Raw genomic sequence first — 20,613 nt, 5'->3', positions numbered from 1 at the left:
TTATTTTTGCAACTTAATTAAGTGCAGATACAATCGATGATAAAAGCCTATTTTGATAAACTTCGCCATTCTCCTAAAGGATACAGACTGGCCAATACCGTATTTTTTTTCCTGTCCGGATTTGGATATTCTTCCTGGGCGTCCCGGATTCCACACATCAAAGCACAATTACATTTGACTGAAGCCCAATTTGGAGCTGTTTTATTTGCATTCCCAATTGGTTTAATGCTGACAATGCCTTTTACAGGAAAGTTATTAAACAAATACAGCAGTCGTTACATCATGCTTTTAGGAGCGGTGATGTTTAACCTTGTATTGGCTTTGCCTGGTTTTGCTGCTTTTGTGTGGCAGCTAATTATTATACTTTTAGTTTTTGGAGCGTCACGGAATATTTTCAATTTATCGATTAATGCGCAAGCTCTTGAAGTGCAAAAACTGTATCCAAAATCAATTATGACGCGTTTTCATGCGGTTTGGAGCCTAGCCGGATTTGCCGGTGCGGGTTTGGGTTATGTAATGGTAACGCAGCACATCGATCCGTCTCAGCATTTGTTGGGCGTTAGTATTTTGATGCTAGCCGTTACAGCTTGTTTTTACCCGCTGAGTATTCATACAGAACCGGTTCCGGAGAAAAAGAAATTCTTTTCTATGCCGGAAAAAAACCTGATTAAGTTTGCCATGATTTGCTTCGTCTCCATGGCATGCGAAAACACCATGTACGACTGGAGCGGGATTTATTTCCAGAATATATTACACGCTTCTCCCAAATTAACCACCGCAGCATTTGTGTTTTTTATGACCGCTGTTACGTTAGGACGTTTCTTGGGAGATTATGCCGTAACAAAATTCGGGATTAAGAATATCTTATTAAACAGCGGTGTTTTTATCACTGTGGGATTTTTAATCTGCTTTTTGCTACCTTATATCTATCCAACGATTTTTGGATATGTTTTAATCGGAGTGGGGGTTTCCTGCGTTGTGCCGCTGGTATTTAGTATCGCGGGAAGATCATCAAAATTAAGCAGCGGATCAGCCTTAACTTCAATATCAACAATAGGTTATCTCGGATTTCTACTTGTGCCGCCAATAGTTGGTTTTATCTCAGAATATCTAAGCATGAAATGGGCTTTTCTGATAATGGCCCTTCTAGGTGGACTTATGATTTTGATGGTTAATAAGATCGGAGAGGAAGAGGAGTAAAGGAGTAAAGTTGCTGAGGTACAAAGTTGCAAAGACACAAAGACACAAAGTTTTCTTTCCCCATATGTCAGGCTGAGCGAAGTCGAAGCCCCCTTTTATCTAACAAGCCTTCGACTCCGCTCAGGTTGACAATGGTACAGAAAAAAATATTTCACAAAAAAAAGAGCTACTTCTTAGTCATAATAAACCTTTCCGTAGTCAATTTCCCTTGTAGTTTCCCGGAAATCTCGGCTGTCATAGTATTATTGGCTCCTTTGGTATAAGTAATTTTTTGAGGATAATCGTGTTTTGGATTCTCAAAAACCAATTGTTTCTCGTTTGAAATCGTAGAAGGAAATGAAACCGCTTTACCGTCATTTTGCCCTTTTACAGTTGCTTTGTAGGTTAAGGTTTCGCCTAATTGCGCCAAAACGATGCTTTCAAAATGAATAGTATCTTTTCCTTTTATAAAATACGATGCAGCGCTAAAAGTGCTGTCGTTTAGTTTTTGCCAGTTTTCGGTAAGTACACCATCCGGATTTTTATTCTCCCAGTTTCCGATAAGCCAGTCGGCTACTTTGATTTTGTCTTTTTCTACAGTTGCTTTTTTCTGGCAGGAAACAGAGGCTAGAACAAGCGCTAAAAGAGTAATTTTCTGAAACATATTTAGAGATATTTAGTGTTAGATTAATGAGCTAAGTTAGTAAAAAAAAGATTGCTGCGAATTGCATAATTTTACACGAATTAATCATGAAAAAGAATGCCACAGATTACAGGATTAAAATGATTTTACCCGCACCATCATAGAAACAATTCGAGAAAACTAATGTAATTCGTGGCAAAAAGAAATCACTTTAATCCTTCTAATCTGTGGCAAAAAAATACTATTTGTATTAAACGCTTTCAGACAAGATAGAATAAACCAATTCTCTAGTTGGTTTATTGTCTCCGAGTTTGATTCTGACATCATCAAAAGTCACTTTAAAATCACAACCCAATTTATAGTCACCACAACCATAAGCGGTTTTTCCTTTTAGAATCGTCCCTTTTTTACATTTTGGACACGTCAAAGAATCTGCTGTGGTCTCTGATGTCGGCTTTGATGGTGTTTTCTTTGGTTCTAATTTGAGTTTGAAGTTCTCTTCAAAACGAATTAAACCCTCAACCGTTCCCGAATCGTCTTTAAATCCTTTTATGTTTACTGTTGAGCCTTTTTGAAGTAATCTCAAATATTGGCTTTCCGTTATTTTTTTTCCGGCAAAAACATTAGGCAATACAAAATCACAACCCGATTTGTATTCACTGCATCCAAAAGCCGTTTTTCCTTTTATAAGTGTCGCTTTTTTACATTTTGGACAAACTTCTGCCGCAATTCCGGCAGCTTTCTTTTTTTCTACTTTAGCAACTGGTTTGGGAACATTGGCGACATGCGAGATATTAGCATGTTTGGTTTCACTTCGGACTTCATAGACCAAAGCTTCCACCATACGTTTCATGTTTCGAATAAAAGCGGCAGCGGTAAAAGTGCCTTTTTCAATATCTTTCAGTTGTTTTTCCCAGGAACCGGTAAGTTCAGCCGACTTTATCAACTCATTTTGAATGGTTTCTATAAGCTGAATCCCTGTTGGTGTTGGTAAAACCTGTTTTTTATTTCGAACGATGTATTGACGTTTAAAAAGCGTTTCAATAATATTTGCCCGTGTTGACGGACGACCAATACCATTTTCTTTCATCAACTCGCGTAAATCCTCATCATCGACTTGTTTTCCGGCGGTTTCCATGGCACGCAGCAAAGTTGCTTCCGTAAACTGATTCGGCGGTTTGGTTTCTTTTTCCAGAAATGATGGTTCGTGTGGCCCTTTTTCACCCACAACAAAACTAGGTAACAGATCGGGTTCTTTTTCTTTACCGTTAGGATCTTCGAAAACAATTTTCCATCCTTTTTTTAAGATTTCTTTTCCGGTAGTTCTAAAAGTTACCTCGGCGGCTTTTCCGATTACTGTCGTATTGGCAACCAAACAATCATCATAAAACACCGCAATAAAACGCTTGGTAATAATGTCATAGACCTGTTGCTGATTGTATTGCAAATTGCTTTGAATCCCGGTTGGAATAATCGCATGGTGATCGGTTACTTTTTTATCGTTAAAAACCTTAGGTGATTTTTTGATTTTCTTTTCTAAAACGGGCTGAGTTAGTGCCGCATAATCCGTCAGTTTTTGCAAGATACCTTGCACTTTCGGGTAAATGTCATTCGGTAAAAATGTCGTATCCACTCTGGGATAGGTGATTACTTTTTGTTCATATAAGGTTTGGGCAATTTTCAGTGTTTCATCTGCCGAAAATCCAAACTTTGTATTGCAAAAAACCTGTAATCCTGTTAAGTCAAACAATTTGGGAGCGTATTCATTTCCGTTCTTTTTTTCAACAGAAACAATTTCAAATTCACTTTCTTTAACTTTATTCGCTAAATGTTCTCCATCTTCTTTTTTCAAAAAGCGACCTTCCTCATAGCTAAAAAGCACTTCTCGGTATAAAGTCTGAAGTTCCCAGTAGGGTTGAGGTTTAAAGTTTTCAATTTCTTTAAAACGATCTACAACCATTGCCAGTGTTGGGGTTTGCACACGTCCAATAGACAAAACCTGTTTGTAACCACCATGTTTTACGGTATACAAACGGGTCGCATTCATACCCAATAACCAGTCACCAATGGCTCTGGAAAATCCGGCGTAAAATAAATTATCGTAGTTGGCTGATGGCTTTAAGTTTTCAAAACCTTCTTTTATTGCTTCGGTTGTTAGGGACGAAATCCATAAACGTTGTACTTCACCTTTATAATGGGCTTCATTCATCACCCAACGCTGAATGAGTTCTCCTTCTTGCCCGGCATCCCCGCAGTTGATCACTACTTCGGCTTTGTCAAATAAGGTTTTTATGATTTTAAACTGCTTCTGAATTCCCGTATTCTGTACCACTTTGGTTTCAAATTTTTCAGGAAGCATCGGAAGATTGTTCAAATCCCAGCTTTTCCAATGGGGTTTGTAGTCGTTGGGTTCTTTCAAGGTGCATAAATGCCCAAAGGTGTAGGTCACCGCATAACCATTGCCTTCGTAATAGCCATCGTGTTTGGTATTGGCACCCAAAACGGATGCGATTTCTCGTGCTACACTTGGTTTTTCAGCAATACAGACCTTCATTTTCTCCTTCTAATTTGAAGGGGTAAAATTAGGGATTTAGAAATTGGTATTGAAGTTTTTTGCCATAAAGCCACAAAGGCTGTAAGTTTTTTTGTTTTTTGGCATGTGAGGAGCTGGACTTTAAAGTATTTATTGTTTTGCGTTAAAGAGACTTAGATACATAGTTCTTTTTCGAAGAGATACACTAAGTTTCTCGTATTTGGACTGTCTTTAGGTTGATGTGAAAGTCATCTTTGCTTTTAGTTTTCTCCTTTGAAAAAGTCTAACATTGTTTTTAAAGCGTCTTTCGAATGCATTTTTTCACCGTTTTCAAGGGACTCTTGTATTGCTTTTGCAGCTCTTTTGCGCATATTTTTTTCATAAAAAGAGAGTGCTTCCTGTACATTTTCATGTTGATCAGAGGTTAAACATTCACTTAATTCCAACGCATCCAGCATGGCCATATTAGCACCTTCACCTGCAAAGGGTGGCATAACATGGGCAGCGTCGCCAATTAAGGTGGCATTAGGCAAAGTTTCCCAAGTCTGATCTAAGGGCATGTAATTAATAGGACGAGGGATATATGGTACACTGACATTTTGAAATAATTCATACCAAATGCTGCTCCATTCCGGATATTCTTTTTTAAACCATTCCAGTATTTGTGTTTTGTTAGAAAAGTCCAATCCACTGGTTATTGACCAGTTTTCATCGGTTTTAAAACTGGCATAGAAACCAAGATTTCCGTCTCCTTTTTGTCCTAGTAATAGATTTTGAGTATCTCCAAAGGCCATTATTTTTCCGCCATTTAGGAGGGATGAAATATAAGGAGCGGTTTTTTGAGATTCGTAAATATTTCCTTCAAGCATTGTTATACCTGAATATAATGCTTTGATGTCAGTAATATAAGGGCGTATTTTTGAGTTGGCACCATCCGAACCAATTACAATATCGGTATAAACTGACAAACCGTTTTTGAAATGCAATAGCCAGCCTTTATTTTGTTTTTCCATTGCCATAAAATGACTGTCCCAGACTACCGTTTCCGGTTGTAAAGATTCCAGCAATATTTTTCTTAATGAACCCCGGTCGATTTCAGGACGAAAATGTTCATTGCCAAAATCCTCCTGACCATTTGTTTCGTGGTCACTGAAAAATATTTCAGCATGTTCGTTTACAATCAGTGTTTTGTCGGCACCGGGAAGAAAATTGGTTTTAAATTCGTTCAATAAACCGGCCTTTCTAATCGCTGCCAGCCCTGAATCGTCATGCAGATCCAGTGGTGATCCCTGCACTCGTGCTTCTTTATTAAAATCTCTTTCGTATACTTTTACATTTACGTTTTGCAATTGTAAAAGTCTTGCCAATGTAAGTCCGCCAGGACCGCCGCCAATGATCGCGACTTGTTCATTTTGTAGTATCATTTTGTATCGTATTCCGTTAATTTTATTCCGTTTGGCTTATCGGCCTCGGTCGGAACAAAATTATTGCTGTTTCAGAACGGATAATAGTACAAATCGGTCATCTTTATTTTTTAATAATTCACTGGGCACCACACCTGAGAATTTTTTGATCTCTTTGATAAAGTGGGTTTGATCCGCGAAGTTTAATTCGGGGTAAAGTTTGCCTTGTGCAATATGCGCTAAGGAGGCTTTAAAACGTAAAATTTTGCAGAATGCGTTTAAAGAAAGTCCAAACTGTTTATTGAAATAGCGATTGATTTCTCTGCTGCTCCAGGCTATTTTTTCAGAAAGTTCTTTGACTTTTATTTCGCCGTTTGATGCGTAAACCAATTCAAACAGCTTGCGTTTTCTTTCGTCAATTTTAGTTGGTAAAAGGGTTGTTATTTTTTGTACTGCTTTTTTATGAAAGGCATCAAAATCTTTCAAGTCAGCGGCATTAAATTCCCAAAAATCCGGAGGTAGATTTTGGGCACTGTTTAAAAAAGCAGCAATAGAAGTTTGTAAAATATATTCGACTCCCAACGGCTTAAAACTAATTTTGAAGGCAAGAGTCTGTGGAGGAATGGTTCTCTGCTCCGGTACTGTTTCCAAACCGATAAGCGTACTATGAAAAGAGTCTGATTGAGATTTCATAAAAAATAAATCAACTCTTCCATCAGGCATTAGAACAACTTCTTTTGCTTTATCAGACGGATTGTGAAACATTCCAATATTTTCTACAAAATCGCTAATGGATTGGTCCGGCAGAATGAATTTATAATAGAAGTCGTTGTTCATATGGTCTATTCTTTTAATAATGTGCCGTTCTGTAAAGTTGGAAAACTTTTGCTGGTATTCCAATTTTTTATGAAGATACATTTTTCCGGAGTGAGTTACCAACGAAATATTTTCGGGTGTATGGTAAGCTGTAAAGCAATTACATGTAATGGATTTAGTTATTATTTGAATATTAAAAGTAGAAAAAATAACAAGATAATTGCTTCAAAATAATAGGCTTTAACAGATTAAAAGAATTATATTCGTTGTTGCTAATTTAACCACAACCCATTACAATGAATATAAAACAAGCCACTACTATAGACGAGGTCATTCAGTTATTGGATGAGATAATAGAAATATCAAAAGTAGAACAAAGCGCTATAGGTTTGTTTACTATGTTGTATCGTGAAGTTACGGTAAGAATAAAAGAAGGCATCGCCGATCATTCTTTTCAGAACGGAGAGCGAATGGAAAAACTCGATGTCATTTTTGCCAATCGCTATATAAAGGCTTATTACCAATATAAAGCCAAAGAAAAGCCATCCGAATGTTGGGAATTTTCGTTTCAACAAGCAGAAAAATTTTGGCCCATAGTGGTTCAACACTTATTGCTTGGAATTAATGCCCATGTGAATCTGGATTTAGGAGTAGCCGCAGCTCAGGTCAGTACAGTAGATGACATCGGAGACTTAAAAGGTGATTTTGATAAAATAAACGGTATTCTGAGCAGTCTGGTAGGAAACGTCGAACAATGTTTAATTAAAATTTGGCCAACGCTGACGATCTTACTAAAATGGACCGGCAAAATGGACAACTTCTTTATTGATTTTAGTATGGAAGTCGCCAGAGATGGTGCCTGGAAATTTGCCAACGAATTTGTAGCACTTCCCGAAAATCAAACGGAAGCCTGTATCCAACTAAGAGATAAAAAAATCACAGAAATTGCTCGATTGGTTTCAAACCCCGGGTATTTTGTTAGTGCTATTTTCAAATTCATTCGTTTGTTCGAAAAAGGAACTGTGGCTCAGAAAATAATCGATTTGCAGATTGTCCAGCTAAAAAAGGTGGATTGTGCTGCTGGTTGATTTTAGTAAAAAACAGAAAGATTTTTAAGTTTTCTTGTGCTAGCGCGAGCGTCCCGCTCGTGACTATTTTTAATGTTTTATTGTGTTTACGAGTGGTATGCTGACGCTGGTGGTGAATTGAAATTATTTGTCTTTTATAAATCTTTAATGAAATCACTTGGACTTATTTTTAAAGCTTGAGCAATTTTAAATAGAGTACTTATCTTCATTTCTTGTGAACCTTTAATGTATTTCCTTAGATTTTCTACATCCATTTCAGCTTCATGAGCAACCTCTCTTTGTTTTAATTGATTGTCCTCTATTATATCCTTTATTCTGATTCCGAGTTGTTTTACAACTTCCGGAATTTCAGTTTTTCTTGTTCTTTTCATGGAAATGAAATTACAAGTAATAGATTGTTTTTATGGGATTGTAAAGAATCGGTTGTTTGTAACCGATTTTTTGTATATTTGTTTTTCAATTAGTAGAAATATAATTTAATTTAATCATGGAAGTACAAAATAATAAGCCAGTTACAGAATTTTCAGAATTGATGAATAAGACAAAATATTTCACGAAGTTAAAAGAGAATACGATTGATAATTCCTTTAGTGTACCAGTAAAAGTGTCCGGTTATGAGGAATTAAATCTAATAGCTTCAAATCTTCTTAAAGCAAGTATCTTTATGCTTAAAAATGATGGTGAATGTTTGTCAAACAGTTCTGATATTGATGTCATATCTTTACTTGAACTTGCATTGCAGCTTCTACCGGAGGATGAGATGGAGTTGTTGGATGAGTTAAATAAACGTCATTTGTAGTTGATACTATGCGATCGTAGTATTGGAAGAACACTTCGAAGAACTGAGGATTAAATATGCAAGTCTTTTCTCGAAGCATAAATTTTTCAAGCACATGCACTATCAAATACAGGACTTAAAATTTTATACATTTTTCTTTTTATTGATATCCCGAATTGTGAAAATCATTGCTAGTATTAATAACAAATTTGAAACAATACTTGCGTATCGATTTTCTTTTAAGTTGTCAAAGTTTAATTCACTTATGTTGAAAATGAGCAAAATTAAACTTGCAAATATTAAAAAGTAGGCTATGATTTTTCTATTCATATCTTTTCTGTTTTTTATTTCAATTTTTAGAAAACTTTTTTTTTCGTTGCAACGTAGCTGTTTGACAATTCCTTGTCCTACAGTCAGTTTTCGTTGGTTAACTAGTGGGTCATTTTATGCAATTCATTCAATAACCCGCTTTTTTGTCAAACGCCCGTTAGCAGCAGTTGTTTTGTCACTCTTGTGGTTTTATAGCTCTTGTCGCAATGAATGCAGGTAAAAATTCGTCCATTTTATTTTCTCCGCCCCAAGAGTCTTCAAACATTGCAGTTATTGTAAAACCAGCTTCTAGTTGTCCACCAATTTGATCTGTCAAACTGTGTCCAAATAGTAATGCTTCCTTGTTTTTTTTCAACTCTTCTAATTCTTCTGTCGGCAATGAATGCAGGTCTGAAAAGGGTTGCTTGTAAATTAACTTCAAGTTTTTTTCGTCAAGCTGAAGCGAAATTGGATTCATCAAACCCGTCATTAAAATTCCGTTGGGTTTTAAAACTCGAAAACATTCTTTCCAAACGGGCAAAACATCATCAACGAAGAGTATGGAGCAAGGATTAAAAATTAAGTCAAATGAGTTATCTGCAAACACAGAAAGGTCTTTCATATCTCCTTGAACAGTTTTTATGTCAAGGTCGAATTTGTCGCTTAGCGTTTTGTCTTGTAATAATTGCTTTTCGGAATTGTCAAAAATGGTTACGTCTGCACCCAAGGTCGCAAGGATTGGACCTTGTTGTCCACCACCGGAGGCAAGTCCTAATATTTTTAAACCTTTTAAAGTAGGAAACCAATTTTTAGGTACCGCTTTTTTAGGTGTCAAAACGATACTCCAATTTCCGTTTTTTACGTTTTCCAATTCTTGGTCTGAAACAGGAATTGTCCAACGGTCTTTTTTGTCAACGTAATTGTCCCAAGCTAATTTATTATGTTTTACTATGTCCATTTATTTGTCGTTTTACAATTGATGCTAACTAGTATATATGTCTTATAAAACTAGACCGCTGCTGCATGATTTTAATAAAAATAGCACAAAAGACTAAAGATATCATTTTTTATTTAGCCTCTTCTGCTTCAATTTCTTTTATAATTTCTTTTGCTTCCTTAATTGCGTTTTGATAAGGTTCTTGACTATATTGGGTGAATTTACTAAGTCCCGATAAAACAATTTTTGTCTTCTTTTTCAATACAGTTGTATTAATATCTTCATCTTCTTTTCCGGATATTAATAAATCTACATATCTTGAAATAAGTCTTTCGTATGAAACTTCGACAATTGCTATTTGTGGAATAGTTTGCTGATAATAACTCAAAATCTTATTTCTTACCTTTTGATTTTCAATAGTATTTATTTTTCCACTAGATTTGAAGCCTTCATAGCTACCATTATTTATTAAGGTATTAATGAAATTTGTACCTGAATTAATCTCTTTATGATTCGCTTCAATACTGTCTATTTTTTTTGGTGTAAGATGTAAAACAAAATCTATTTGTTTTTGCGTTTTACTTAATAACTTTTTTGTGTTTTCCAGGTTCGAAATGTCATTTTGTAAATCTCCTTTCAATCCCACTAAAAATTTTTGTGCATCTTTCTGTTGATGCTTTTCTTCGCTCCAAGAGTGAAGCCATATTGAAAGTGAAACTGCAAATACAATAATTAAAATTTCAGTAAGTATTTCTTTTACTTTTTCTTTGAAGGAATGTTTTTTATTGTTCATCTCTGAGTATATTTTTTTTGTGTGTTTTATTATTTCGTCTTGCATCTTTGTAGTTTTGTAATTTTAAATGTTTATTCGTTATTCTGCTGCTGTAAAGTGACGCACAACATTTTGCCACTTTGAAACGACTGAGAATTCGTATACGCTCCGTTTTCGGCTGAACGAAAATTGGATAAGAAACAGTAATTCCACTAAATTGTAACTCGTTTAAAAGGGCTGTTCGCGACTTTATTTTAATACGTCCTTAAGTTCCACAACATCAAAGTTATCGTTGTTTTCTAAAAAGTGTTTTATTATTGGAATGTGCCCTTGTCCAAAAATTAAAATGACATATTTGTCCGAAGGTTCAACTTGATTTATAATATTTGAATAAATAGCAAGATTTCTTAAATACCATTCTGATACATATTGTGCTCCTGCATAATTTTTACCTCCACCAATCTTTGCTAAAAACTTTAGATAAATGGATAAATTTCTTTTTAACTCTTCGGGTTTATTTACGTATTTTATGACTTCGGTTATGGTGCTTTTTTTTACTTTATTATTATAATCATTTAGCATTGCATTTGCTTGAGTCCCTAAATCTTTTAGTATATAAAGTTGATTATTTTCTTTTGCGGTCGCAGCCATTAAACTATCGTGTAACCCATAAAATTTGTCTATACAGTTTACTTGATTTAATTTTAATTTTTTTGCTAGCCTAAAGCCAATTTGTTCTCTTTCTGAAACGGTAAGTTTATAATGATCGGTTAAATATAAATGATACAAACTGTCGCTGGAACGTTGATTTTCAAATGGTCTTTCAATCATCACTTTAGTCGCTTTTGTCTGAGATAGAACATTTGTTAAGTCTTCTAATTCATTTTGTCGCTTAGCACTAAAAAAATCGTCCACTTTTAGTTCAAAACTATCTTTATGTGGGGTTTCAAAATGGATAGTTCCAATTAATAAAATTTTTGTTTTCTGAGTTTGTCCGAATGTGATAAGTCCAAAATTTAAAGCAAAAATTAACGGTAATAGTTTCATAGATTTTATTCTGTTTTGGTTGTTTTTTTTGGTTGTTGAGGTATTAATAGCCGCTAACGTTCTGACGCTAGACGAGGTTTGGAATCAAAGATGCGAGTTTTTTCCATTATGCACAAATTTTGTAAGTACAAAACACAGCTGAGTTGTAACGGCAGTTCGAGACTGTTTTTTGTTAGATATTTTTCTTCTAAATTTATTCTGTTGGAAAAACATTCAACATTTGGATTTTTGTAAACATATTTCTTCTATGGTATTGTGTAAAGTGAGTCAATAAGATTTCTTTCGGCTAGATCTTGCGTACTGTCATTAAGTTTTAAAATTTTTTCACGTAGATTCTGCGGATTTTGCGGATTTTTTTTATTCTATCCCGCTAAAATCTGCATGAGACTTTTTTGATAATCCTTAATTTAATGACGTTGAGCCATTGTGCCCCGCTCGTGACTTTTTTTAATGTTAGCCTTTATTTTAACTGTATTCACGAGCGGAACGCGAATATTATTATTTAGTAATTTTTTCGATGTAATTTTTTAAACCCGTTGTTTCAACCTGAATATCTGGAGCAATTCCTTTTCCAATTTCACGATATTCTGTTTTGTTTCGATCCATTAGAATACCCGTTGTTATTTTTAAAATTGCATTATCGATAAGTCTGAATTCTGAGTTATCGGAAGTTAATCCTTGTGTGTTGCAGCCAATTATTTTTACGTTTTTTTGTCCTTTGAAACTGGCAACAATAAATTCTCCCGAACTCGCTGTTTTTTTACTCGTTAAAATGTATATAGGTCTGTTCTTTTTTTTGATTTTTATATCCGGTGTTTGAAAGGTCGCAATTACAGTTTTGTTAAAATTGATGTTCGAATTGGTGTTGCTATAGTAACCAATTTCTCCCGAATTATCTATTGAACCCACCACATTTACAGCATCTAAAAAAGGATAAATGGATTTAAACATGGGCGAAAACATTCCTCCATCATTTTCTCTTACATCAATTATCCAGGCTTTTGGATTTATCTTTTCCAGTTTTTTAATCTTTTTGTAAAAAGAACTCACATATTCTTCCCAATCTTCCTGGTTTAGATTTCCAATGGCTGGAATGGTAATATAGGCATATTTGTCGTTTATTATACTGTCTTTTGCATAAGGAAAAGGCAAACCGCTGTCCTTGTATCTTTTTAAATAGAATTCCACCACTTGAGGTTCATAAAAGCCCGAATGTTGGTCGCCCAATTCATTCAAAATATTCTTGATAATTGGATACGTGTCTTGTATTGAATTCGATTTGTTATTTTCAAGCTTGGCCTCAGTTCTTATTTTTGCCCAATCTATTTTCTTTTTGTTGACCGAGTTTTGTTCCATTATAGCAATAGCTTTTTCTAAATAAGAATCCGGTTTTGATTGGGAGAAAGTTTTAGTGGTGAATGTTAACAAAGCTAATAGTCCTAGTAGTGTTACTCTTTTCATTTTGGTTTTTTTGTTATTCTTTTAGTGTTAGTTTTTATCTAGATTGCGTTCACGAGCGGGACGTTCGCGTTCGCGGTGGTTTGAATCAAAGATGCGGGTTTTTTCAATTATGCACAAATTATTCAATTATAAAACCATCTTTAAATTCGGACTAAGGCTCTGCTTTGGGAAGTCAGGTTGTGTACACGATTGGAATGCTCGTACTAGCGGAGTTGGTATATCTGCATGATTAGACTTTTTTTGTTTTGAAAAGTATTAATCTATATTTGTTCGAGTTTGTCGTGAGTATGTCGATTGTGATTACTTTTTCCGTTGCGAAAAGTAAAATGATTCAAATACTGTGTTTACGAACGTTGCCTTTGCAATAGCGGGCGGTATTTTATCGTTTATAGAATTTATTTTAAAAATAAAAAATGAGTACAAAAGTAGAATATAAGGACTCTTTTGGTTCAATAATAACAGAACAACAAAAAGACAATTTATCAGAACATTTTAAATTAGTCTATGATTCAAATACGGATAAGTTAAAAACAAGATTCCACTATTTTAGCAAAGGGGTCATTAATGAAGGAGTATATTATATGAATCCTTCTGAGGATATTCTTAATGTAATTTCACAAATAGATCCATCACATCGTTGGGGAATTATGAATGACTTACAAGTAATAAATGAATATAATGTTTGGAGAAGAAATTATTTTAAAAATGGAGAATTAAGTAATCTGTATAGTAAAGAAGTTTTCAATAAGAATGGAGATTATATTGCAGGTATCGGGTATGATAACAATGATCAACCGACTAGAGGTTGCTCTAAAAAATTTGATTTGAGTAATAAAAAGATGATTGATGAAGATGGTGACATTATCGGGAGATTTGAAAAGGGAGATTTTATTCTTTTTGGTCATGGTAGTGACGGTTCTTTTAGTGCACATTCATCAAACTCAGATATATTTTTTAAACCTTATAAAACCCTTCAAAGCTTTTTAGATAATGAGCAAGATAGTTTTATTATGAACCTTATGACACAAGAAATGAAAGACTATTATTTAAATTTTCATCCATTAGTACCACCATTTTTGACATAAAAACATTATTAAATTTTTAAATAGACCTCTGCTGTGCGAAGTCTCCCGACGTCGTACCCCCTCCAATGAGCGAAAAAAAGGTGTAGTGTAATATAGCAGTGTGTGCGAATTCAGGAGACTTTGAATAGCGATTGCAATATTTAAAGAACATTTTGAAAAGCTGGTGCAGGTATTAGTTTTTATTTTAATTGTTCTGTAATTATTTTTAAAATGTCAGTTGCAATTTTCTCATTTTCAATTTTATGTTTTGCTTTTTCTTGTTCCCAATTTTTCTTGATCCATATTATTTCATAATCATTATTTAGTTTTTCAACTTCAATAACTGTTCCGCCTCTTGTTCTTGTTGCGCATAAAATAATATCGCATTTTAATTTTGCAAATATTGGTAGTGAAAAAAATATTCTTGAATTTGGGTCGCCTTGACTTTCAATTCCAATTATTTTGTTATTTATTATTACGATAACTGAAATATCTCCGTTTTCGTGGGTTATTTGTTCAAAGTCTTCATGAAAGATAAAGCCTTGAAATTTTTCATGAAGTTTTTTATAAACCAATTTGATTGTTTGAGATTTTCCGACATTTGAAGTTCCGTAAAGGCCAATAAGTTTTTTCATATTTTTTATCTTAATTTTAAAAAGTACCTTTTAGGAATAGTTACACTAATAAAGCTATTTAACGCTGCTGTGCGAAGTCTCCCGACTTCGTACCTCTTCCAATGAGCAAAAAAAGGTGTAGTGTAATATAGCAGTGTGTGCGAAGTCAGGAGACTTCGCACAGCTGACTGGTTTTATTCAGTTGGTATTCCCGCATTTTTAGCGTCTTCTTTTTCTATAGCTTTCCATTTATTATAATTGACTTCATCTTTTGCTTGTAAATATGCTGCAGCTACCAAACTTGCTTGTACATAAGTTTGCATTTTATCACCTCCATTTTTTGCTATTTCATATTGTTGTTCAGCATCCAAAGCAACTTGATTCTCTATTTTTTGCATATCGTTAGCAACTTGTTTATCCATTCCGCCTCCAAAAAAATACCATATAACTCCGATAAAAATTATTGCTGAAATGATTGTTTTCGCTTTACTTGTTTTTTTAGGTGTTTCCATTTTTGTTTCCATAATTTTAATTTTTACAATCTTTAGTTAATTCTCGTTTATTTATGTGGTTTCTGAACTCCACTTTTATTTTCTATAGCTATTGTTTGGAAAGAGTGTCCGGTTTTCGATATTAGACCAAATTAGTTTCTGTTTTATATTCTTAAAAATGAATTTCCCCCACTATGCATACCCGAGCAATAGCGCACTGACAAAGTAAGTTTTGCAAGTAGAAAACAAAGCTGAGGACGTTTATGAGGAAAGAAAATAAGTTCGTATTCAATCTGAACTTTGCGAAATCTATTTGTTCGCTGAAATCCCAATTGAATCAAATTATTTTGGTAGATGCGCAATCAATTCAACTTCTAATTTTGCATTTGGTAGGTACAATTGTACTATTTGAACCCATGTAGCAGCAGGAAAATCACCATTATAGAATTTTTTTCTAACGTTATTGTATTTTTTCATTGTCTCTATATCTGTTGTATATAAATTTTCTTTTACAACATTTTCAAATGTGGCACCATAACTTGATAGTGACGCTTTTAAATCGTTATAGACAGCTGTGATTCCTTCAGGAGTTAATTCGGTTGTTACAGCACCGGAAATGTAAAGAACATTGTCAACTTTTAAAACTTGAGTATAACCAATATCGGTATCTTGTTTTGCCTCATTGTTCCAATGCCATTTTTCTTTTTTTATTTTAGCTTCTTGTGCAAAGTTTTTGGTGAAAATTAATAGAAAAGGAAGTAAAAGGAAATATTTCATAATGGTTTGTTTTTTAATTGAAGTTTGTTTTAAGGTTTTATTTGGTTAACTCAAGCTGTTAGAAGTCTCCCTACTTTGTACCAGTCGTCACAATGAGCGAAAAAAGTTGTAGTGGAATATAACAGTATGTGCGAAGTCGGGAGACTTCGCACAGCGATCACAGTATTGGAAGAACATTTCGAAGAGTTGGAAGCTTGTTAAATTGTCCTAGAACGTCTAGCCTTTCTGTTTATAGAAATTAAATAATCCTGTATTTCGTAAAGCCTTGAAAAGTTCTTTTCAAATTCTTCGTCAATGCTTTTATTTTCAGATTTATAATAATTTATCATCTCTCTCAATCTTGATATAGAATGTTCCATATCTTTCAATACCATTGCCTGGTCTTTATAAAAATCTTGTGTTCTGTCTGAATCTTTAGCTTTATTTATAGCATAGTCTAAATAATTTAAGGGTAAAATCGATTCAGGAGAAGTCAATAATCTTTGATTTGATCTTGATAATTCAAGTATTTCTTCTAAAATTTCTTGATTTTTATTATCTAGAGGATTAGTTGTTTCTTTTTCAACCTCTATTGTTTTTATTTTTGATAATTCTTCTTCTAATTTTGGAAACCAAACATCAAAGGCTTTTTCTAATCTATCATCTTTTAGATTTTCTTCTCCACAAGCTTTATTTATTGTTTTCACTAACTTTAGTATATCAGATCTATCTATTATTGTTGATTGAAATTGTAAAATAGGACCTTTAATTTCAGAACGTTTAATATCAAATAAAAATGGACTAACATATGATTTGTCAAGTTTTTTAGATAACGCTCCAGCTTCAAATTGTAACCAGGGAGCATTTATGTTTTCTTTTGTTACACATAATATTCCAAATGCGGAATCTTCAAGCTCTTTTGAAATATCAGTACTCCATCTTGCTCCTTTATCTATATCTTCAGAAGATACATAAGGTTCAACAACTTGTATTACAGAAGGTAACCAGTCTCTTAGTTTCATGGCAACTTGATGACTTGTGCTTCCTGACCAACTTAAAAATATTTTCATAATTAATGCTTTATTTTTTCGATAATGTTAAATTAAAAAACCAATATATTATTACTAAAGAAGATATATAATTAAGCTTGTAATCTATATCGCAAAGATTAGACGGAATAATTTATTTACAATATTTTGATTTAATTATAAAAACAAACATCGCCTTTAATTCAAATTAATCACCACGTATAAATACCTGATTTTAGTAAAAAAAAGAAAATGAAATCTGACTATAGGATTTAATCTCCCTTTTTAAATTCTTTAATATTTTGCGAATTGTCATCGAAGGTTTGAATAATATGTACTTTGTTTTCTTTTTCGGCAAAAGTTATTTTTTCATCATATTTTGAATTTCTCCATCGTCCATCAAGATTAGCCCAAAGAATTTTGTTTCCGTCAAACTTTATTTTGTAATCGAATTTTTGATCGTCAGATTTTCTAATGTAGGACACGAAATACAATTCGTCTTTTTTTATTACTTTAATTGTCTTCGTTGGTCGTCCCATAATCGAAGCCATTGTATATCTGGCAATATCTTCATAAGTGAAATTTTTTAAGAGTACTTTTTCAACTTTTTTAATTTCTTGAACTTGAGTTTTTATTTCTAAATCCGTTTCTTTTTGTTCTTCGTGTTTACAGCCAATGATTAGAATAATAAGAAGTGAAAAATATAAGATTGATTTCATACTGATTTAATTTTTAGTTCTGGTTTATAATTGTTTTTTAAAAGTAATTCCTTTTAATTTCAATACTTTACGGAAAACCATAAGTCTCTAAAAAAAAGATTATACCGATCTTAGATGGAGACGGTCTTTTTTTAGGTGATCAGAAATTTCTATTTTCTTAAAAACTACTGCAATAAAACTACCAGTCCTGATAACGATCGAGATAGGAAAAATTTCGTAAAAAACACACACAAATCAGCGAAAAGACCGATTTTATATTGTCTCAATTAGAACGGCCTTTTTAGAACCATTTGTCACCGCAATCACCAGCGCAATACCACAAAATAGCAACGCAATAATGGTACGAACAATTTCATTTCCGTCTTCTGTTGAGGGGTTTGCAATGGCGTAAGGCACATGGAAGAGGAGGAAAAAAAGAAACAGCATGATTGCCAGAAGAAAGGCAATTGGTCTGATTGCTATTTTAGAAATAATTGAAATGGCGGAACAGATTAGAGCAACGCCTGTAAAATAAGTCCAAAACATTGGTACCGGTAGCCATTTAGGGATCATGGTAGCGATAAAGTCAGCAAAAAGAAAATGACTGCATCCAAATAAAAGTATAAGAAGAGAATAAAAAATCCGTCCGCAGGGGATTAGTTTTTCTAAAAATGAGGTAAAGGAGCTTGTTTGGTTTTTATTAGAACCGTTCGTTGGAAATGAGCTTGCCATGACAAATGCGCCACCGCTATAGGCTAGTTCTTCGAAGGCGCTAATCAAAATTTGTGGTCCTGAAACTTTAGGGCTGAGTATGAATATATACGGAAGATGAGAAATTAGTACGAGGGCAAGAAAACAAAATCCTAAATAGAGACATGTTTTTTTGGTGTCAACAAATTTGATTTTAAATAATCCTGAAATGATAATTCCTGTCAGTATTAAGGCTATTCCGGTAAGAATAGGGAAGATGTTATAGTGATGTGCCCATTCCGGAAACGGAGATAAAATTTCGGAACGAAAATCTTTGATAATAAGTTGATGTATACCCAGAGCAACAATGCCGATGCCATAAAACAGACGACCGATTTTAATAAGTTCTTTCATTAGTAGTAGCGTTAGAAAAAATAATTAAAAAATAGTTTTTTGGTAAGAATCAAATATATAAATTGATACAGAAAATACGGACAGAATAAAGTTTGCTTTTTATTCTTTTTTGTTAAAATAATATCCTCTTATTCTGAGTTTTATGGGGAAGTGTAGAAGCTTTTTGAAAATATTTTTTTTATCCCAGATAGGAGCTGCATCCTTTTTAGGTAAAGAAAAAAGAGTAATTTAAACGTAAATAACCTGCTTAAAGAGATATAGTGTATGGCGACTTCACAGTGCGATCACAGTATTGAAAGAACACTTCGAAGAGCTCGGCCTTTAAACAGTACTTTGAGTAACTATCTATAAAATACTTTTTTTGTATAACTCAAGAACTTCTTTAGCATCCTCTGCAATATCTTTTCCAACATTATTTTTTACAATTTTATCTATAGTTGGTATTGCTTCTTGCACATTTTCGCCTATTAAAATTTCTTCCCTAATGTAATTGATAATAGCAAGAGAGTTTAAATATGTTAGTTTTTCTTCATTAGAAATTTTAATTGCTTCTGCATAATATTTTCGACCAAGATCATGAAAACCTTTTCTAAAATATAAAAGACCTGTAGTGGCAGTTAGGCAGATTCCTACATAATTGCGTGAATTTAAATCCTCTTTTTTAATTTTCTTTAAAAAGTGATCGGCTTCGTTAAGTTTGTTTTGTAAAGACAAAGCATAAATAATATTATTTAATAAGTGAGGATCGTGTGGATGTGAAATTAGACCAAGTTTCGCAATTTCAACAGCTTGATTATTATCTCTCAACTTTCTGGAAGCTACTTCATTTCCAAAAAGTACTCCTAGTTTAGAAAATGGTTGATCAAAAAACCATTTTTTTGAATAGTTTATTGATTCTTGCCAATTTCCTTCGTCAAAAAATTCTCTTGCTGACGCCTCAAAAGAATTGACCAAATTAAATTTGTTAGGATCAACATTCATAAGACTTCGGTCTTCTTGGGATGCCCATTCTGCTTGAGCTAGAGAATTATCATTTGGGCAGATTAGTGATTGTTGAAATAATTTTTTACTCTTTGCTACACTTGCATTTTTTAATTCAACACTTGCAACAGAACTCGCTAGTTCACTTACGTTGAAAGGATGAAAATTATTTGAATTTACTAGTTGAATTCCAGTTTTTGTAAATATTGAATTTCTTTCTCTTAAAGTGGCTAATGCTATTTCCGTTGCCATAAGCCAAGGATCTATTTTTGTCAAATTGCTTTTTCGAATTATATCATGCGCTAAATCAAAATCTCCAATATGAACATAAAATCTTGAAATACTGCGAAGAATGTAGCGATTTTCAGGTGCTAAATATAATGCATTTAATAAAGCTTTTTCAGCTCTTTTATCTTGTCCTAGAATTGAATAAAATCGAGCTATTTCAACCCACAGAACTGGATTGTAGGGACTGTTGGTTATTTTCTTTTTTAAATTATTTATTTTTATATGTATTTCTAATAAGTTAGTTTTAATTCCAAATTCGTTTGGGTTAGAGATATCCAAATTCAATTGAATTTCTTCCTTTTTAGGTTTTAAAATATTGTTTGCAGCTTCAATTATTGCTTTAGAAGCTATTTCCTGATTTTGCAGTACAAATTTTGATATATTTTTAACTGTTTGATTGTCTGATTGATTACAAACAAGGGCTACTCCTAAAATATCTCCTGCAATTCCAATAGATTGTGAATCGTTCCATCCATCTAATAAATCTGAAATATCAGGTTTAAAAGATGAATCTAATTTTATACTTTTACTACCATTTAATTCACCAAGTTTTGCTGTGTTGTCAAAACTTCTCCAGTTTGGAATTAAATGTCTATCCTTTTTTTCAAAAAAATCTGCCATCT

Annotated in this window: 20 protein-coding genes; 4 read left to right on the top strand and 16 right to left on the bottom strand. The window is 33.4% G+C overall.

The features are described 5' to 3' along the window. The first annotated feature begins 36 nt into the window (after nt 1–36). Complete coding sequence (locus ACHRV3_RS04260; protein ID WP_395433432.1) at nt 37–1,200, top strand: MFS transporter; 1,164 nt, start codon at nt 37–39, stop codon at nt 1,198–1,200. Nucleotides 1,201–1,366: 166 nt separating this feature from the next. Here ACHRV3_RS04260 and ACHRV3_RS04255 read toward each other — a convergent pair whose 3' ends face one another. The 4 genes from ACHRV3_RS04255 to ACHRV3_RS04240 all read right to left on the bottom strand — a co-directional run bounded on the left by ACHRV3_RS04255 (nt 1,367) and on the right by ACHRV3_RS04240 (nt 6,595). After that, a complete protein-coding gene (locus ACHRV3_RS04255; protein WP_047775575.1) occupies nt 1,367–1,843 on the bottom strand; it encodes a DUF6265 family protein in 477 nt (158 codons plus the stop codon). 229 nt (nt 1,844–2,072) lie between these two features. Beyond that, on the bottom strand, nt 2,073–4,376 hold the full coding sequence (locus ACHRV3_RS04250) for a DNA topoisomerase 3 (protein ID WP_395433431.1): 2,304 nt from the start codon (nt 4,374–4,376) through the stop codon (nt 2,073–2,075). A 239-nt stretch (nt 4,377–4,615) separates the two neighbouring features. Continuing rightward, complete coding sequence (locus ACHRV3_RS04245; protein WP_395433430.1) at nt 4,616–5,779, bottom strand: FAD-dependent oxidoreductase; 1,164 nt, start codon at nt 5,777–5,779, stop codon at nt 4,616–4,618. A gap of 60 nt (nt 5,780–5,839) precedes the next feature. Continuing rightward, complete coding sequence (locus tag ACHRV3_RS04240; protein WP_395433429.1) at nt 5,840–6,595, bottom strand: helix-turn-helix domain-containing protein; 756 nt, start codon at nt 6,593–6,595, stop codon at nt 5,840–5,842. Between the two features lie 275 nt (nt 6,596–6,870). Between ACHRV3_RS04240 and ACHRV3_RS04235 the strand changes: the two genes are divergently transcribed. Further along, nucleotides 6,871–7,662, top strand: coding sequence for a DUF5995 family protein (locus ACHRV3_RS04235; RefSeq protein ID WP_047775583.1), 792 nt, complete (start codon nt 6,871–6,873; stop codon nt 7,660–7,662). A 134-nt stretch (nt 7,663–7,796) separates the two neighbouring features. Here ACHRV3_RS04235 and ACHRV3_RS04230 read toward each other — a convergent pair whose 3' ends face one another. Continuing rightward, nucleotides 7,797–8,033, bottom strand: a complete 237-nt coding sequence (locus ACHRV3_RS04230) for a helix-turn-helix domain-containing protein (RefSeq protein WP_047775585.1) — start codon at nt 8,031–8,033, stop codon at nt 7,797–7,799. Between the two features lie 116 nt (nt 8,034–8,149). On the opposite strand from ACHRV3_RS04230, the gene ACHRV3_RS04225 reads away from it, so the two are divergent. Next, nucleotides 8,150–8,461, top strand: a complete 312-nt coding sequence (locus ACHRV3_RS04225; protein ID WP_395433428.1) for a hypothetical protein — start codon at nt 8,150–8,152, stop codon at nt 8,459–8,461. A gap of 484 nt (nt 8,462–8,945) precedes the next feature. On the opposite strand, the gene ACHRV3_RS04220 is transcribed toward ACHRV3_RS04225, so the two are convergent. The 4 genes from ACHRV3_RS04220 to ACHRV3_RS04205 form a co-directional block, all read right to left on the bottom strand. Next, on the bottom strand, nt 8,946–9,707 hold the full coding sequence (locus ACHRV3_RS04220; protein WP_395433427.1) for a methyltransferase domain-containing protein: 762 nt from the start codon (nt 9,705–9,707) through the stop codon (nt 8,946–8,948). 109 nt (nt 9,708–9,816) lie between these two features. Further along, nucleotides 9,817–10,524 (bottom strand): DUF6090 family protein, encoded by a 708-nt coding sequence (locus ACHRV3_RS04215; protein WP_395433426.1) that lies wholly within the window; start codon nt 10,522–10,524, stop codon nt 9,817–9,819. 183 nt (nt 10,525–10,707) lie between these two features. After that, nucleotides 10,708–11,505 carry a DUF5694 domain-containing protein gene (locus ACHRV3_RS04210; protein ID WP_395433425.1) on the bottom strand — a complete coding sequence of 266 codons (798 nt, stop codon included), beginning with the start codon at nt 11,503–11,505 and terminating at the stop codon, nt 10,708–10,710. Nucleotides 11,506–12,003: 498 nt separating this feature from the next. After that, the gene (locus tag ACHRV3_RS04205) at nt 12,004–12,966 is read right to left on the bottom strand and encodes a S41 family peptidase (RefSeq protein WP_395433424.1); all 963 of its coding nucleotides are present in this window, start codon (nt 12,964–12,966) and stop codon (nt 12,004–12,006) included. Between the two features lie 413 nt (nt 12,967–13,379). Here ACHRV3_RS04205 and ACHRV3_RS04200 point away from each other — a divergent pair, with 413 nt between their 5' ends. After that, nucleotides 13,380–14,051 carry a hypothetical protein gene (locus tag ACHRV3_RS04200; RefSeq protein WP_395433423.1) on the top strand — a complete coding sequence of 224 codons (672 nt, stop codon included), beginning with the start codon at nt 13,380–13,382 and terminating at the stop codon, nt 14,049–14,051. A 179-nt stretch (nt 14,052–14,230) separates the two neighbouring features. On the opposite strand, the gene ACHRV3_RS04195 is transcribed toward ACHRV3_RS04200, so the two are convergent. The 7 genes from ACHRV3_RS04195 to ACHRV3_RS04165 all read right to left on the bottom strand — a co-directional run bounded on the left by ACHRV3_RS04195 (nt 14,231) and on the right by ACHRV3_RS04165 (nt 20,611). Further along, nucleotides 14,231–14,665: a hypothetical protein gene (locus tag ACHRV3_RS04195; protein ID WP_395433422.1), complete on the bottom strand. Its 435-nt coding sequence runs from the start codon at nt 14,663–14,665 to the stop codon at nt 14,231–14,233. 173 nt (nt 14,666–14,838) lie between these two features. After that, nucleotides 14,839–15,168 (bottom strand): hypothetical protein, encoded by a 330-nt coding sequence (locus ACHRV3_RS04190; protein ID WP_230005074.1) that lies wholly within the window; start codon nt 15,166–15,168, stop codon nt 14,839–14,841. Nucleotides 15,169–15,477: 309 nt separating this feature from the next. Next, nucleotides 15,478–15,912 (bottom strand): RidA family protein, encoded by a 435-nt coding sequence (locus ACHRV3_RS04185; RefSeq protein WP_395433421.1) that lies wholly within the window; start codon nt 15,910–15,912, stop codon nt 15,478–15,480. A gap of 197 nt (nt 15,913–16,109) precedes the next feature. Beyond that, on the bottom strand, nt 16,110–16,961 hold the full coding sequence (locus ACHRV3_RS04180; RefSeq protein WP_395433420.1) for a TIR domain-containing protein: 852 nt from the start codon (nt 16,959–16,961) through the stop codon (nt 16,110–16,112). Between the two features lie 230 nt (nt 16,962–17,191). After that, nucleotides 17,192–17,638 (bottom strand): hypothetical protein, encoded by a 447-nt coding sequence (locus ACHRV3_RS04175; protein WP_395433419.1) that lies wholly within the window; start codon nt 17,636–17,638, stop codon nt 17,192–17,194. Nucleotides 17,639–17,890: 252 nt separating this feature from the next. Further along, nucleotides 17,891–18,721 carry a hypothetical protein gene (locus tag ACHRV3_RS04170; RefSeq protein ID WP_395433418.1) on the bottom strand — a complete coding sequence of 277 codons (831 nt, stop codon included), beginning with the start codon at nt 18,719–18,721 and terminating at the stop codon, nt 17,891–17,893. 345 nt (nt 18,722–19,066) lie between these two features. Beyond that, entirely contained in the window at nt 19,067–20,611 is a 1,545-nt protein-coding gene (locus ACHRV3_RS04165) for a hypothetical protein (RefSeq protein WP_395433416.1), read from the bottom strand. Between the last annotated feature and the right edge of the window lie 2 nt (nt 20,612–20,613).

It is taken from the genome of Flavobacterium sp. FlaQc-49, from assembly GCF_044005985.1.
In the GTDB taxonomy this organism is placed as follows: domain Bacteria; phylum Bacteroidota; class Bacteroidia; order Flavobacteriales; family Flavobacteriaceae; genus Flavobacterium; species Flavobacterium cupriresistens.
Note: the sequence above shows the minus strand (reverse complement) of the source record. Positions and strands in the feature narration are given on the sequence as shown.

Excerpts from the sequence above, each read along its gene's own strand:
- ACHRV3_RS04260 (WP_395433432.1), top strand. The coding sequence starts at position 37 with ATGATAAAAGCCTATTTTGATAAACTTCGCCATTCTCCTAAAGGATAC.
- ACHRV3_RS04255 (WP_047775575.1), bottom strand. The coding sequence starts at position 1,843 with ATGTTTCAGAAAATTACTCTTTTAGCGCTTGTTCTAGCCTCTGTTTCC.
- ACHRV3_RS04250 (WP_395433431.1), bottom strand. The coding sequence starts at position 4,376 with ATGAAGGTCTGTATTGCTGAAAAACCAAGTGTAGCACGAGAAATCGCA.
- ACHRV3_RS04245 (WP_395433430.1), bottom strand. The coding sequence starts at position 5,779 with ATGATACTACAAAATGAACAAGTCGCGATCATTGGCGGCGGTCCTGGC.
- ACHRV3_RS04240 (WP_395433429.1), bottom strand. The coding sequence starts at position 6,595 with ATGAACAACGACTTCTATTATAAATTCATTCTGCCGGACCAATCCATT.
- ACHRV3_RS04235 (WP_047775583.1), top strand. The coding sequence starts at position 6,871 with ATGAATATAAAACAAGCCACTACTATAGACGAGGTCATTCAGTTATTG.
- ACHRV3_RS04230 (WP_047775585.1), bottom strand. The coding sequence starts at position 8,033 with ATGAAAAGAACAAGAAAAACTGAAATTCCGGAAGTTGTAAAACAACTC.
- ACHRV3_RS04225 (WP_395433428.1), top strand. The coding sequence starts at position 8,150 with ATGGAAGTACAAAATAATAAGCCAGTTACAGAATTTTCAGAATTGATG.
- ACHRV3_RS04220 (WP_395433427.1), bottom strand. The coding sequence starts at position 9,707 with ATGGACATAGTAAAACATAATAAATTAGCTTGGGACAATTACGTTGAC.
- ACHRV3_RS04215 (WP_395433426.1), bottom strand. The coding sequence starts at position 10,524 with ATGCAAGACGAAATAATAAAACACACAAAAAAAATATACTCAGAGATG.
- ACHRV3_RS04210 (WP_395433425.1), bottom strand. The coding sequence starts at position 11,505 with ATGAAACTATTACCGTTAATTTTTGCTTTAAATTTTGGACTTATCACA.
- ACHRV3_RS04205 (WP_395433424.1), bottom strand. The coding sequence starts at position 12,966 with ATGAAAAGAGTAACACTACTAGGACTATTAGCTTTGTTAACATTCACC.
- ACHRV3_RS04200 (WP_395433423.1), top strand. The coding sequence starts at position 13,380 with ATGAGTACAAAAGTAGAATATAAGGACTCTTTTGGTTCAATAATAACA.
- ACHRV3_RS04195 (WP_395433422.1), bottom strand. The coding sequence starts at position 14,665 with ATGAAAAAACTTATTGGCCTTTACGGAACTTCAAATGTCGGAAAATCT.
- ACHRV3_RS04190 (WP_230005074.1), bottom strand. The coding sequence starts at position 15,168 with ATGGAAACAAAAATGGAAACACCTAAAAAAACAAGTAAAGCGAAAACA.
- ACHRV3_RS04185 (WP_395433421.1), bottom strand. The coding sequence starts at position 15,912 with ATGAAATATTTCCTTTTACTTCCTTTTCTATTAATTTTCACCAAAAAC.
- ACHRV3_RS04180 (WP_395433420.1), bottom strand. The coding sequence starts at position 16,961 with ATGAAAATATTTTTAAGTTGGTCAGGAAGCACAAGTCATCAAGTTGCC.
- ACHRV3_RS04175 (WP_395433419.1), bottom strand. The coding sequence starts at position 17,638 with ATGAAATCAATCTTATATTTTTCACTTCTTATTATTCTAATCATTGGC.
- ACHRV3_RS04170 (WP_395433418.1), bottom strand. The coding sequence starts at position 18,721 with ATGAAAGAACTTATTAAAATCGGTCGTCTGTTTTATGGCATCGGCATT.
- ACHRV3_RS04165 (WP_395433416.1), bottom strand. The coding sequence starts at position 20,611 with ATGGCAGATTTTTTTGAAAAAAAGGATAGACATTTAATTCCAAACTGG.